The following is a 13,823-nucleotide window of genomic DNA, read 5'->3' as shown; positions in this document are numbered from 1 at the left end:
CCCTTACCTGACAGGTCAACCGATGGATCACCGCAGCCGTTTTCGCCTGGAATCACTGGGCATTTTTGTGTTCGCCCTATTGCTGTTCACCTTCGGAATCTGGGATCAGCAGCCCCAAGGATTTGACGGCCGCTGGGCGCTGTTCCTGCAAGAAATGTTTCGCCATGGTGCGAGTCTTTTTCCGACCACCTACGGGCAGCCTTACGCGGATTACCCCGGCACCGCGACCTTCTTCAGCTGGGTGTTTGCCCGACTGTTGGGGGCGCCCAACCATCTGGCGAATGTGCTGCCCACCGCCCTGGCTTCCGCTGGGGTGGTGGCCGTGATCTATCGCTTGCTGGTTCCGGCTAATCGCCAGTGGGCGCTGCTCACGGTGTTGTTGACCTTGCTCACCACCCAACTGCTCGAAAAATCCCGCTCGGTGTGCCTGGACCAGATGGTGGCGTTGCTCTGTGTCGGCAGTTTCTACCTGCTGCACAGCGGTGGTCGCTGGAGGCGGCTTGCGGTATTCCCTCTGTTCATTCTGGGCTTCGCGATACGTGGGCCGTTGGGCTTGATCGAGGTCTGCGGTGTGGTGTGCGTGTATTGGGCGCTGGGCAAGCCTGGAGAGCGTGTGAAGCAGGTGCTGATCCACGGCAGCGTCGGCCTGGTGCTGTTGGCAGCCTGTTGGTGGTTGTTGATGAAGTTGGCGCGCATCAGCGGGGGTGACGCATTTGCCGATGAGGTGTTCAAGATGCAGGTGGGCGGGCGTCTCGATGAAATCGGCGAGCCGTTCTATTTCTATTTCCAGCTGAGCTTGTACCGCTACTTCCCGGTGGTGCCGTTGGCGCTGGCCACAATGATTGCCCTGCGTCACCGCTGGCCCGAGCGGTTCGAGGGCACTCTGCACTTGGTGGCGCGGCTCGGCGCCTGCGGCTTGATGATCCTGCTCGGGCTGTCGGTGCCGCACTTCAAGCGCGCCTATTACATCCTGCCCATGGTGCCGATGTTTGCGGCTGTCGCAGCCTATGGGCTGCTGCAGGCGCAAGGGTGGCTTGCGGGCGTGCGCCGATGCTACGAAGGGCTTGTCGCGGCGCTGCCGGCGTTGTGCGTGGTGGTGGTCTTTGTCTGTCGGCATGCCTGGCAGAAGCATGGCTATTGGCCAAACGTTTCGTTACCGTTGCTGATCGGCGTGCTGGTGGTGCTGCAAGTGGCGGCGCTGGTCGCCTGGCGTCGGATTGGCCGTTTGGTTTGGCTCAGCCTGATTGCATTGGCGGCGCAATGGCTGCTGTTGGTGGCGGTGGTGGAGCCGGCCAAGGATCTGCAATTCGATACCCGGCAGTTTGTTGGCCAGGTAGAGGCGCTGCGTGCCGAGCAGCCGGGTCCGCTGGTGTTTATCAACCTGGGTCGGGACACTTGGGCGGTGCGCTACATGATGAACCTGGATCACGACGAGCAACCGGTATTTATCGGCAGTAAAGCGCTTGAGCAACTGGGGGACTTGCCCCGACCGGCCTGGGTGATAGTGGCGCGTAAGGAAACTGAGCTGCTGTACGGAACGCCTCTGGAGCATCTGGCTCCAAGCTTTGAAGGGCGGTTGAACGACAACCCGCTGATGGTGTTTTTGCTGAAATGAATCAGCCACTTGCTGTATGTTCGGCCAGCTGAGTGACCGACTGGTCATTCAGTTGTGCTGTTTTTTCGCGTTGTCGTACTGGAAGCATCATGGATATGACAAAAAACGACGTTAAGCGGCCTGACGGTGGCCACGTGATCGGCCGCTCCCGATTTGGCCGGTTGAGCATTTGCTTCGACGGTGGCTGCAGCTACCCGGCGATGATCAACGTGTTGAGGGCTGTCTTCAAGCGCTACGGGCGACTGGTGCGCTTTGGGGAGAGGTTGTCGGCGCAGGGTTGGATTGATCGGGTGGAGGCGCGGGGGTTTCAGATTTCCGATCAGGAGCGGGTGGCGGTGTTTACGTTGATGTGGGATCGGGGGTGATTGGCGATCCACGGTTATCTTTGATCGATTCTATAAAACACGGGTATCAAAAAACCCGCATCAAGCGGGTTTTATGTGTTTCATTGGCAGGCTATGTCAGTCATTACTTGAATGACCAGTGCTTATGGCCAAGATAACTGGTGAACACGGGGACGATGACACCCACGGCGTGAGATATCTCTTTGACGAAGTGTGTGACGCCTAATGCAGGTAATACGGAATAGGCAAGGAAAAGGCTAATAGCTAAAGTCTGTATAATCGCAACCACGTTGACCAGTATGAAATACATAATGGAGTGTCGAACTGCCTGGGTGCTTTGCGTGAAGACAAATAGCCGGGACAGCAGGAAGGCCGTTATCATCCCTGTTATGTAGGCCGCTACGACGGATGCTGAAAAGCTTATCCAATAACTATAAAGGATTCGCGAGCCAAAGTTTACGCCTGCGGCAAAGCCGCCAACCAATAAAAACATCAAGAATTGCTTTGATCTAAATTCGCTTAGCACGCGCTAGCATCCTTGGCCAATTGTCTACCGAAACCAATACTTTCGGAGATTCCCCGGTCTTCAGGATAGTAGTAGGAGGTGTCTGCAACCCATAGCCCTCGAACCGGCAATGCTGCCGGGGGTAGATGTTCCAAGTAACCCGGATCGCATATGGGTTGTGCATGACGATAACGGCTCGCACGAATGTCAATAAAATCGTCAGCCGTGAGTGTTGGGTTGATTTTTTGTAGGTATTGACGAACCTTTGCAATAAAAACTTCGTCTGGATCAGAAAACTTTTGGTGTTCGCCAGGCATGTAGAACGGAACATAGATTATAGGTTGATCCAGTGGGCGGAGGTTTGAGTACTCGACCAGCCCTGGAATATCCATTTCTGGATCATTTGTGTTCAGCCAGAAGTTTTCGGTGAGTGCCTTGCGCAACTTTACAATTACACAAACGACGGCGATATTTTTGAGTGCGCGGAATTTTTCGTGTATCTCGATGGGTAGACCGGGCATGATCTGCGGCACATAGGGTAGCGGAATGGTGCTTATCACCTTATCGAAGGCGTGCTGTACTCCAGCGATTTCAACGCTATTAACCTGGCCATCGCTAATGTGTACGCAATCGACCTTTGCACCCAGGCGGACCTCGCCGCCAAGCGACTCGATTTCCGCTTTCATGGCTTGTAACAGCGTAGTTGAGCCGCCCTCGAGGTAGCCCAGCTTTTCTCGGAACAGGCTGTATCGAGAGCGGCCAATCCGACGAATTCGACTCCATATCCATGCGGCCGACAGTCCGCTTGCATAGTTGTAGAATTTGTAGTCAAACAGGCGACGCCACAAGACTTCCCAAGCTTCCTCGCCGACCCAGCGACGAATCCATCCTGATGCTTCAACGTTATCCAATGGAGTCCAGTCGCTTCGTTTCGTACACAGGAACGCGTGTAGACCATAACGAATCTTGGCGATCAATCCGAGGCCGCGAAACTTCAGTAAGGCAACGGGGTTGCCCCAAGGCTGTAGACGATTTTGGTACCAATAACCCATTTTGGTTTCGACCCAGCGCATTTTTCCGGCAATACCCAGCTCATCCAACATTGCCAGAAACGCGTGGTCTGAAGTGCAATGAAAGTGGTAGTAACGTTCGATTTCCAAGCCGCCGAAGTCAAAACATGCCGTCATCCCACCGACACGATCGTCCGCCTCAAACAAAATTGGCGTATGCCCATCCTTTGCCAGTTGGTAGGCCACAGCAAGGCCCATGGGGCCTGCGCCTAGTACGGCAATGCGTTGTCCCATGCTCAAAACTCCAGTTCTACCTTGCTATAAATCGGATGATTGAATGTTTCGTCCACAGCTTGAGAGAATGGAGTATAAGAAACATTGAATAGTGTCGGCCAATCGATAATTTCAAATTCGTCTTTTGCACTTAATGCCGCGAGCTGCTGCGTGGTAAAGGGAGGGTTTTTATCAAAGAGCCCCCAGACCCAAAGCAACCCATAAAAAAGTGTATAGGGAATGCGCGCGATGATTGTATTGACTTTTGTAGCTCGCTTGATTTCGCGAATGATATCAATATAGTCAACTTTTTCGTGCCCCGAGATATTAAATATTCCGGTGGCTGAAGGCGACTCCAGGCAGCTGATTATAATAGTGCAGAAATCCCCGACATATAAAGGTTGTCTCATATAACGCCCGTGGCCGGGTATGGGGAATACGGGGACCTTTTTCATGAAACGAGACAGCCAGCCAAGATGCTTTCGGTCAAACCACCCAAACATCAACGTAGGGCGCAGTATCGGGCAGGGGATACCGCTCTCTAGTACCATCTCCTCCTGCGTTTTCTTGGTTTGTGTGTAAAAGTCATCGGCCACCGACACGACGACTGAAGAGCTGATGTGTACGAGATGTGGGATGTTATTGATTTTTATCTGCTCAAGAATGAGCCGCGTGGAATCTATGTTGTTACGCACAAATTCCTGAAAATCGTTTCCGCCAATCTGGGCTTGAAGCATGACAACCGCGTCGGCGCCGGAGAAGTGCTGTTGCCAGTCGCCCGCCACCGCCAAGTCGGCGTAGATAGCGTTGATCGTTGGCTGGATTTTTTTAAGCGTAGCAAGATTTGCCCGATGTTTATCAAGCACTACTATATGAGTGTAGCCCTTCGCTATCAGCCTGGCTATTAGATTCTGGCCCACTAAACCTGCCCCGCCTGGCAGTACGATTTTACTGTTCAAGTTCATTTTTTAAAACCAAGGCTCAGGAATTTAAAGACGAAAGAAAGGCACAAAATATAAATGATCCAATCTACGGACTCGTCAAAGCAATAAAGGGCGATCCGCGCCTGTGTATAGTCATTCAGGTATCTCGCAAAAAAGAGATACCAGAATGATAGTAGTAGCGCCGTAATAAAGATCTTTGTGCAGAGGCGAGCGGTGCTGCTTGAGAATAATTTTAATGAGGAGACGAGTGTCGGAACCGTCAGCATCAGGAAGATTAACCGGTAGTCCCAGTTGTTCCCGATAAAAAAGGTTCCGATATAAATGAGTGCGCCAGCAAGAAAAAAACCTTTGCCTTCCAAGGCGTTGAGTTCTTCTGAGTTGCTCAGCAGCAGTTTTTTACTGATGAAATATGCGCACGCTGTTGCGACCAGGAATAACGTGTTGATGACGATATCAACATAGATTGAGAACTCTGCCGGAATATTACCCTTCATGCGGTTTGCGAAAACGCTTCTACCGTAGGAGATGTCCCCGGCTCGGGGTGTGGAGTTGCTTATCAGGATCAAGTCCTGATAAGTGAAAGCAAAGTACGCCAGGCAGGCAAGTGTCGAGATGATAAAAATTCTGATCAGGTTCTTTTTTGTTGATGCCATGACAATGATAGGCAGGCAGAAAAGAGGAAATATCTTCAAGACAGTTGAAGCAATCAGAATTATTGCGGTGAGCAGTGGTCGTTTATTTACATAAACAGCAGCGACCGTGACCATCAGGAAGATTAATAAGTCAATATTTCCTCTTTCGACACCCAGCATAGCTGCAGGTGAGAGCGCACAGCAGGTAATCAGGAAATGGGTAAGAGTATTTCGACTCACCTTTAGTAGAAGGAAAACGGCCACCAAATAACAGGCCAGCATTAAATAGCCGATCAACATTGTATGGCTTTGGTTGAGGCCAAAGTAAAAAAGAGTGTGCCAGACTCTTGGATAGTTCATCGGATTTTTCGACCACATCATCGGATTACTGACCAAGGGATCGAACCCTTGGTAGTAAGACTCTGCGCCAGCAGTGATGACTCGGGAGTCATTAAAGATAGGTTTGACTATTTGGACCCCTAACGCAGACCAGAGATCGTCATAATAAAAAAAGCAAAGGAAAGTGAACGCTAATATGAATATAAAAAACAAGGTTGAGTTGATTTTTTTTGGATGATTCATGTTTAAAATGCTGCCCTGTCGAAAGCCCGCCTGAAGAGGAAAAGACTGGTTGTTAAGGTGGCTGTTGAATCAGTAAATTACAGATTGGTTTTTTTGAATACGAACTGTGGAACCAGCTTTATTATCAGCATGATTGCTTTCCAGAAGCCTGGGGTATACAGGACGTTCGTTTTGTTTTCGATGCCCTTGACGATGCGCTTTGCTATCTGCTCGGGCTTGACGACCAGTTGGGCGGGCAGTGGCAGGCCTTGGGTCATGGGAGTATCTACAAAGCCTGGTTTGATATCGATCACGTGTACACCAACCTTATACAGGCGAGCACGCAGGCCCTCACAGAAAGTCGATACCGCCGCCTTGGCTGTGCCATACAGATAATTGGAAGGGCGCCCACGGTCGCCAGCAACCGAGGAGATCACTGCAAGTGTCCCGCAATGCTGGGTCTCGAATTGTTTCGCCAGCAGCGTGAGGAGGCTGATGACCGAAGTGCCGTTGATTGCGAACTCGCTGAGGGCTGTTTCGACGTCTTGTTCGCAGGCCCGCTGATTCGGCAGTGTCCCATGGGCGATCAGAGCAATGTCGATCTGCTGCAAGGCCGCACGACACTGCTCCACCATCTCAGCATGGCCAGAGAAATCAGTGACATCCATGGTGTAGGAAGTAACCACTTTGGCTCCGCGCGCCAGTAGATCGCTGCGTGTCTGTTCAAGCTTTTCGCTATTGCGGGCTACCAGGAAAAACTCGGCGCCTTGCTCCGCCCAGAGGCGTGCACAGGCTGTGGCAATAGCGGAGGTTGCACCAACGATCAAAACTCGTTTCATGTGATAACTCGTTTCCAAAAGCAGGACATCAAAGTGGGATCGCGCAGGGCTTCAAGCTTTTCCCACGCTGGGTAGGCCTGGCGGAAATCGACGCCACTCATGTGGGCATCCTTGGCGGGGTAGAGCCGGCCACCAGCCTTGCGGACTATGTCGTCCAGGCGAACGAACAGTGCTGCAAGGCTGGCCTTCTGTGGGAAGTCTAAAGCCAGTGAGGTGCCAGGCAGCGGGAACGACATTAGGCCTGGTGAGGCAATGTTCCCGCAACGTTTAAGCACGGCGAGAAACGAACCCTGGCCTGACTCGGCGATGACCCTCAGAAGCTCCTTGGTTGCCGCTTCGGCGGCGGCATCAGGAATCACGCATTGGTATTGTTGAAATCCTTTGCGGCCGTAGATTCGATTCCAGTGCAGAAGGCCATCCAATGGATAAAAAAAGGTGTCGTAACTGCTGCGCTTGAACGTGTGCTGGAGGGGATGGCTGCGCCAATAGGCCTCATTGAAAGCACGTAGGGACAGGTTGTTGATCAGGGAGATCGGGGGCGTCAGCGGGACTTCGCGCTTGGCGCGGGCATCCACCTCCAGTGAACCGTACGGCGCGTGATCACCGACGATGAACACGCCGCGTCCGGCATTCACACCTTTGGCCAGGCAGTCTATCCAGGCGACACTGTACTCATGTTGATGGTCCAGTTCAGCGGATAGGGTGAAGAACTCCGCCAGGTTGCTAAAGCGCACCACGCTGCTATCGATCTGGCTGCTACGGATGGGCATCAGCTGGATTTCTGACCACGCGATTATTCCGGTCAGGCCCAGGCCGCCGATGGTTGCGGCGTATAGATCGGGATTTTCATCAGGAGAGCAGTTCAGCATGCCTTGACCCTGACGTATCAAGCCAAAGCACCGAACATGATTGCCGAAGGTTCCGCGCACATGGTGATTTTTGCCGTGTACATCGTTGGCAATAGCTCCGCCCAGGGTGACGAACTGAGTGCCGGGCGTGACAGAGAGGAACCAACCATGGGGAATCGCAAGGGTGAGAATTTCCGCCAGTGTTACCCCGGCTTCAGCTTGTACGATCCCCCGCTGCCAATCGACATGAATAAAGCGGTCCAAGCTACGCATATGCAGTGCTTGGCTGCTCGCGGCAAGGCAGCTATCGCCATAGCTGCGCCCGTTGCCGTAAGGCAGGGTGCTGCCATGAGTGTTGGCCAGCTCTGTGAGCAGGCTCGGGAGTTCGCTTTGCCAGTGGCAGGAGTGCGCGGTTTGTGGTGCGTCGGGGTACCGTCCCCAGGAGTACAGGGGGGCGCTCATGCTGCAATCCAGAATACGAGACCGAAAAGCGTACCGACGATCAGACTGACACGATCCCTAATTGCAAAAACAACCGGATCATCATGCATTTGTCCGCGGTGAGTGAGCATCCACACTCGTGTTATCCAGAACAACAGCAAGGGGCAGGATATCCAGATCAGTTGTGGGTGAGCATATAGCCCGCTGTCTGACTGGTCATGGATATACAGTGCCAGCACCATCACTGCGAGGTATCCGGAGGCGGCGCCCAGCGATGAAATCATTTCAAGATCCGAAGGGTAATAACCGCGTCCTCGCGTTTTTCCGGTGCGCCCCTTGTGTCGCGCTTCATGCAGCTCTGCATAGCGCTTGACCAGTGCCAGGCTAAGGAACATGAACATGGAGAACGCCAGCATCCAGAAGGTCAGGGCGAGGCTGAATGCTGCCGCGCCAGCTATCAGGCGAATGGTGTACAGGTTAGCCAAGGCTATAACGTCAATTGCCATGTGCCGTTTCAGCGACAACGAATAGGCAAGAGTTAAGACGTAGTAGGCCAAGAGTGTTGCAGCGAACTGCCAGGGCAGCAACAGTGCGGCGCCGGAAAATGCACCAATCAGTAACAGCGGGAAGGTCACCAGCCCCGATTTTATCGATAAGCGTCCGGATGCAAATGGGCGCTTGCGCTTGGTTGCGTGGTGGCGATCGTCGGCTAGATCCAGTAGATCGTTGAGCAGATAGACGCTGGAGGCGCATAACCCAAACAGCATAAACGCAAGTACACCCTGCCAGAGCAGCATGAAATTGGTGAGCTGGTGGGCTGCCAGCAGCGGAACAAAGATCAATAGATTTTTCATCCATTGGTGCAGGCGTAAAGCTTTCAGCCAGTCTTTAACTCCCCCGGGATTTGAGTGAATGACTTGTTCGACATTACCCTGGGCTTTTGCGCGACGCTCTACGCCGCTTTCTGGATTGATAACGTAGGCCTTGCGAGCTTTGGACCAAACCGAAAGGTCGTCATTGGAGTTGCCTACGTAGTCGAAACCCTGCTCGCCGTAATGTTCGACCAATAAGTCGCGCTTGCGATGGGAGGACAGGTTTCGTTCACCGTCAGAGGCCAACACTTGGTCAAACAGTTGCAAGTGCTCGGCAATGCGTTCGGCCAGGGTGTAATGACTGGCAGTGGCCAACACGATTCGTCGCCCACTGCTACGTTCACGCTTGATCAGCGCAATGACCTCGGGGTCATAGGGCAATACGCTGATATCCATATTTGTTGCGCAGGCCAGCCCTTCCTTCAGGGTTGCTTTGCCCTTGACCAGCCACCCGAAGGGTTTGAACAGTTTTAATGGCTGAAGTCGTACGTAGGCCATGCCAGTTTCCAGAAGCAAATCGGAACGTAGCAGCGTGCCATCGAGATCGACCACTAAGGGGAGGGGCGAAAAGGCGGTCAAAAGAGCTCTTCCCTAATGGCTGGCCAAATAGAGCTGTGCCAGCGAAATGAATCCAAGGTAACAATGGTGGGTGTTATCACGAGGTATGCAGGTGTCCAGTGGGGGGAGTTGCATGCCCGACATAGCATTTGTGGCGCTATGCTTGCTTTCCTTGCCTGCATTTCGTGTTTGTATCGCCGAGCTCTGATCGTGGTGATGCCAATCAGTCGCCGAGGTAGGAGGCGAGCGTAGGAAATTTCCTAGCGGCGGAATCATATCACTCCATAAGGGTCACCTGAACCCAGACGTGATATGCAGAGCGTTCTTAGGAGTGGCTTGGGTCTTAATTACGAATAGGTTCGTAACGCGTGGGCTCGACTTTTCTGCAGACAACAAAAAGCCCGCACTGGGCGGGCTTCTTGAATGCTTTCACGTGATGTTCACACCACCTGAAAGCTGAAGGTGGTGCCCAGAGACGGAATCGAACCGCCGACACGGGGATTTTCAATCCCCTGCTCTACCGACTGAGCTATCTGGGCAACGGGGCGCATTAAACGGGTTTTTCAGGGGGTCGTCAAGCAAGTTTTCAAAAAATATTTAATTATTACCGTCGCTTACGTGCCGACCCTGGTTTTTGATCAATTATTGAGCAGGCGGCACGTAGCCGTCGGCCTTGGCGTATTCCTCGCCGGAAAAGAACTTGTCCATCTCGCCCGCCAGGTATTTACGATCTTCGGCGTTCATCATGTTCAGGCGTTTTTCGTTGATGAGCAGGGTCTGGTGTTTCAGCCAGTCGCCCCAGGCTTTGGCGGAGACGTGATCGAAAATGTCCTGGCCCTTGGCGCCCGGATACGGAGGGCGTTCCAGGCCTGGCAATTCTTCTTTGTACTTGCGGCAGATAATGGTGCGGGTCATGACGAAACTCCTGCGTTCAATACGTCGGCCGCGCGCTTCAGCAGTTTTTTCACCGGGGCGGCAAGGCCCAGGCGCGGCGGGGTGGCGAGGTTATACCAGAGCCAGTCGGCCTCGGCCACGTGATGGGCGGATTCCTCGACCTGGACCAGCCAGGGTTCGATGGCGAGCTGGAAGTGGCTGAAGGTGTGGATCAGCCCCGGCAGTTCCTGTGGCTTGCCCAGTTCCAGCGCGTGCTGGTTGGCCAGGTGTTCGAGGTCTTGCAGGTCGTCCAGCTCGGGCAAACTCCACAGGCCGCCCCACAGGCCCGTGGAAGGGCGACGGTAAAGCAGGATCGCGCCCTCGGCATTGGCCAGCAGCGGCATCAGCGTGCGCTTCTGCGGGATGGTCTTGCGCGGCTTGGGGATCGGGTAGCGTGTCTCCAGGCCGAGCATGTGGGCTTCGCAGCCTTTTTCCAGCGGGCACAGCAGGCAGCTGGGTTTGCTGCGGGTGCAGAGGGTGGCGCCCATGTCCATCATTGCCTGGGTGTAGGCATTGACGCGATCATGCGGCGTGAAGCGTTCTGCGGTGGCCCACAGCTGCTTGGCCACCTTGGGTTCGCCGGGGTAGCCCTCTTGTGCGGTAAAACGTGCCAGTACGCGTTTGACGTTGCCGTCGAGGATCGGCGCACGCAGTCCCATGCTCAGGCTGGCGATCGCGCCGGCGGTGGACAGGCCGATGCCCGGCAGTTCGGTCAGCTTTTCGACGTCCCTGGGAAACTCACCACCGTACTCGGCCACGACAATCTTCGCGGTCTTTTGCAGGTTGCGCGCCCGGGTGTAGTAACCCAGGCCGGTCCACAGGTGCAGCACTTCGTCTTCCGGCGCGGCGGCCAGGGCTTCGACCGTCGGCAGCGAGGCCATGAATCGGTCGAAGTAATTGAGCACGGTGCTCACCTGGGTCTGCTGCAGCATGATCTCCGAGACCCACACCCGATAAGGCGTGATGCCCTGTTGCCAGGGCAGGTCATGGCGGCCGTGGCGGTCGTACCAATCGAGTACGGCCTCTGAAAACTGCTCGTTTCTCATCGCTTGAACAGGCCCTTCAAAGCGTCTTTAAGTTGCGGGTTCACCTTGTCGAGCTTCTCTTCCAGCTTGTCGCTGAGCTTGTTGCCGGCCGCCTTGATGGCGACCTGGGTCAAGCCGTCCTTGTCCAGGCGGCACGCCTTGGCGCCCAGTTCCAGCGGGCCACGGCAGCGCAGCGGCACTTCGATGCCCTGGAAGTTGGCGCCGACCTGGCAGGCGGGGTCCGGCGTTTCACGCTGGTCGCCTTCGACGATGATGCCGACGCGGTAATCCATGCCCAGCACACGCAGGTCGACGTCGCCATTACCGTTGACGGTCAGGGCTGGGATGCGCACTTTCAGGTCAGGGTTGCTGGCGACCCCGTTGCGGAAGGTCAGGTTGCCCTTCAGCTCCTGGAACGGCGTGTCCTTGCCTTGCGGCGTGCTGCTCAAGGTCTTGCGGTTGAGCAAGGCGATGCCGGTGCACAGTTGCTGCTCAAGGTTGGCATTGAGCAGCACACCGTTGTTGATCACAAAACTGGCGGTGCCGTTGAGGCTGTCGATCAAGGCTTTCTGGCTGTTGCCACGGCCTGTGAGGTTGCTGTCGAGGGTGATCTGGCCCTTCACCGGCGGGGTTTGCCCCTGGGCTTGCAGGATGCGCTCGACCGGTACTTGCTTGATCCGGCTCTGCAGCGCCAGCACGGGAATGTCCTGGCGCACATCAAGGTTGCCGTTGGCCTGGAAGCTACCGTTGTAGAGACCGCCACTCAAGGTGTCGAGCTTGAGCTGGCCATCAAGGCCGGAGGCTTTGAGCACCGCATTCTGGATCGGCAACTTGCTCAGGGTCAGTTGGCCGAACGCAAGGTCGGCGTCCACGTCCAGCGTGCGCAGGCGGGTCAATGGCAATAGTTTGTCGGTGCTCCAGGCGCCTTTGGTCGGAGCGTCGGGCAGCGGCGTGGTGCCGCCTGCGGCCATGGCCCCGGCTTCGCTGTTCTGTACTTCGGCCTGGCGTGCGGCCGCCGCACCCTTGGCCGATTCAGACTTGGCCGGCAGGTAGTTGTCGGCGTTGAAGGTGTCGCCCTTGAGCTGAACGCGCAGGGATTGCTTGGCGAAATCCTCCACGGCGACGCGACCGGTGAAGGTGCTGCCGTCGAGTTTCAGGTTCAGGTCTTCCAGGGCCACGCTGGTCGGCGTGCCCTTGAGGCGGCTGACCAGCTCGACCTTGCTCAGGCTGCCGTCGGCCATCGGCGGCAACGGGTGGCCGACGCTGTCGAGGAACTTGGCCAGGTCAAACTGGGCGATCGACAGGGCGCCGCTGAGCTGCGGAGTCTTGTCCAGGTCGTTGACCTTCAGTTCGCCCAACGCGCGCAGTTGGTTGGCCGACAGCTTCATGTTGGTCCATTCGGCGATATTGGCCGCCTGGTCAACCAGCAGCTGGCCCTGGGTGGAGAACGTCACGGTCTTGCCCTGCAGCGGCTCGCCCGTGGCTTCGCCGGTGATCTTCATGTCTTCGAGCTGATAGCGCTTGAGTGCCCGCTGGATCCGCAGGTTGCCGTTGAGCTCGGTCTTGACGCGCATCACCGGCTGGTTGCTGCCGAAGAAGGCGGTGAGTTTCACCGGGATGCTGGCGCCTTCGTGCACCGCACCGGCGCTCAGTTGAATGCTTTCGGCGCTGAACTGTTTGCCGGTCTGCTCATCGTTGTATTCAACGCGGGCGTTGTTGATGGTCAGGCTGTCGATGTCCAGGCGGATGGGTTTTGCCGGCTTTTCCGGTTCGGATTCGACAGGCTGCTCAACCGAGCCAGGGCTGCCGACGCTCGCCTCAGTCACGTTCTTGCCGATGTCTTCCCAGTTGCCATGACCTTGCTTGTCACGGTTGAGGCGCAGGTTCAGGCCTTCGACACGCACGTCGCTCATCTGCACTTCGCGGCGCAGCAACGGCAGTACGCGCACCGAGAGGCCGAGCATTTGCAGGTCGGCGAACGGTTGGGTCGGCGCGGTCAGGGTTGCCACGCTGGCTTCGTGCAGTTCAAGGCCGAGCCACGGGAACAGGCTCCAGCCGATATCGCCATTGAGCGTCAGCTCGATGTGGGCCTTGTCGCGGGCAATCTGGCGAATCTCGTCTTTATAGTCGTTGGGATCGAAGAGATGGGTCAGGGCAAAACCCAGAGCCACAATGATCAGCAACAGCCCGAGAAGTACCAGACCCAGGATTTTGCCGAACGCTTTCATGGGCGAGTCCTTGTATGTCGATTTCAAAATTTAGCCGCAGAGTATAACGCCCGACGGCCTGCGTCAGTGCCCCGATCGTTACATTGTATCCAGGGGCGGGGAAAGCGGGTTTTTGGCGTCAAAAAACAGATTTCCTGAAAAAGGTGATGTCACTTTGGTTTTTCTGTCATCGACAGGTGCTAATCTCTGCACGTT

12 protein-coding genes and 1 tRNA gene are annotated in these 13,823 nt (G+C 55.3%); 2 read left to right on the top strand and 11 right to left on the bottom strand.

Annotation, left to right across the window (positions count from 1 at the left end; genetic code table 11):
• Positions 1 to 22: 22 nt before the first annotated feature.
• Positions 23 to 1,615, top strand: a complete 1,593-nt coding sequence (locus BM403_RS12300; protein ID WP_093542939.1) for an ArnT family glycosyltransferase — start codon at positions 23 to 25, stop codon at positions 1,613 to 1,615.
• 89 nt (positions 1,616 to 1,704) lie between these two features.
• Complete coding sequence (locus tag BM403_RS12295; RefSeq protein WP_093542937.1) at positions 1,705 to 1,980, top strand: hypothetical protein; 276 nt, start codon at positions 1,705 to 1,707, stop codon at positions 1,978 to 1,980.
• Between the two features lie 103 nt (positions 1,981 to 2,083).
• On the opposite strand, the gene BM403_RS12290 is transcribed toward BM403_RS12295, so the two are convergent.
• The 11 genes from BM403_RS12290 to BM403_RS12240 form a co-directional block, all read right to left on the bottom strand.
• Positions 2,084 to 2,485 carry a GtrA family protein gene (locus tag BM403_RS12290; RefSeq protein ID WP_093542935.1) on the bottom strand — a complete coding sequence of 134 codons (402 nt, stop codon included), beginning with the start codon at positions 2,483 to 2,485 and terminating at the stop codon, positions 2,084 to 2,086.
• Positions 2,479 to 3,768: an NAD(P)/FAD-dependent oxidoreductase gene (locus BM403_RS12285; RefSeq protein WP_093542933.1), complete on the bottom strand. Its 1,290-nt coding sequence runs from the start codon at positions 3,766 to 3,768 to the stop codon at positions 2,479 to 2,481. The genes BM403_RS12290 and BM403_RS12285 overlap by 7 nt, the downstream gene beginning before the upstream one ends.
• Positions 3,769 to 3,770: 2 nt before the next feature.
• Positions 3,771 to 4,712, bottom strand: a complete 942-nt coding sequence (locus BM403_RS12280; protein ID WP_093542931.1) for an NAD-dependent epimerase/dehydratase family protein — start codon at positions 4,710 to 4,712, stop codon at positions 3,771 to 3,773.
• Complete coding sequence (locus BM403_RS12275; protein ID WP_093542929.1) at positions 4,709 to 5,905, bottom strand: glycosyltransferase 87 family protein; 1,197 nt, start codon at positions 5,903 to 5,905, stop codon at positions 4,709 to 4,711. Before BM403_RS12275 ends, BM403_RS12280 begins: the two co-directional genes overlap by 4 nt.
• A 77-nt stretch (positions 5,906 to 5,982) precedes the next feature.
• Positions 5,983 to 6,723 (bottom strand): SDR family oxidoreductase, encoded by a 741-nt coding sequence (locus tag BM403_RS12270; RefSeq protein ID WP_093542927.1) that lies wholly within the window; start codon positions 6,721 to 6,723, stop codon positions 5,983 to 5,985.
• Positions 6,720 to 8,033, bottom strand: a complete 1,314-nt coding sequence (locus BM403_RS12265; protein WP_093542925.1) for an FAD-binding oxidoreductase — start codon at positions 8,031 to 8,033, stop codon at positions 6,720 to 6,722. Before BM403_RS12265 ends, BM403_RS12270 begins: the two co-directional genes overlap by 4 nt.
• A complete protein-coding gene (locus BM403_RS12260; RefSeq protein ID WP_093542923.1) occupies positions 8,030 to 9,463 on the bottom strand; it encodes a UbiA family prenyltransferase in 1,434 nt (477 codons plus the stop codon). Before BM403_RS12260 ends, BM403_RS12265 begins: the two co-directional genes overlap by 4 nt.
• Positions 9,464 to 9,905: 442 nt before the next feature.
• Positions 9,906 to 9,981: transfer RNA gene (locus BM403_RS12255), tRNA-Phe, on the bottom strand.
• A 103-nt stretch (positions 9,982 to 10,084) separates the two neighbouring features.
• Complete coding sequence (locus BM403_RS12250; RefSeq protein WP_012721742.1) at positions 10,085 to 10,357, bottom strand: oxidative damage protection protein; 273 nt, start codon at positions 10,355 to 10,357, stop codon at positions 10,085 to 10,087.
• A complete protein-coding gene (mutY, locus tag BM403_RS12245; RefSeq protein ID WP_012721743.1) occupies positions 10,354 to 11,421 on the bottom strand; it encodes an A/G-specific adenine glycosylase in 1,068 nt (355 codons plus the stop codon). The genes BM403_RS12250 and mutY overlap by 4 nt, the downstream gene beginning before the upstream one ends.
• Positions 11,418 to 13,628: an AsmA family protein gene (locus BM403_RS12240; RefSeq protein ID WP_093542921.1), complete on the bottom strand. Its 2,211-nt coding sequence runs from the start codon at positions 13,626 to 13,628 to the stop codon at positions 11,418 to 11,420. Before BM403_RS12240 ends, mutY begins: the two co-directional genes overlap by 4 nt.
• Between the last annotated feature and the right edge of the window lie 195 nt (positions 13,629 to 13,823).

The sequence above is a fragment of the Pseudomonas sp. OV546 genome (assembly GCF_900116845.1).
In the GTDB taxonomy this organism is placed as follows: domain Bacteria; phylum Pseudomonadota; class Gammaproteobacteria; order Pseudomonadales; family Pseudomonadaceae; genus Aquipseudomonas; species Aquipseudomonas petroselini.
This window is presented reverse-complemented; position numbering and strand designations above follow the sequence as displayed.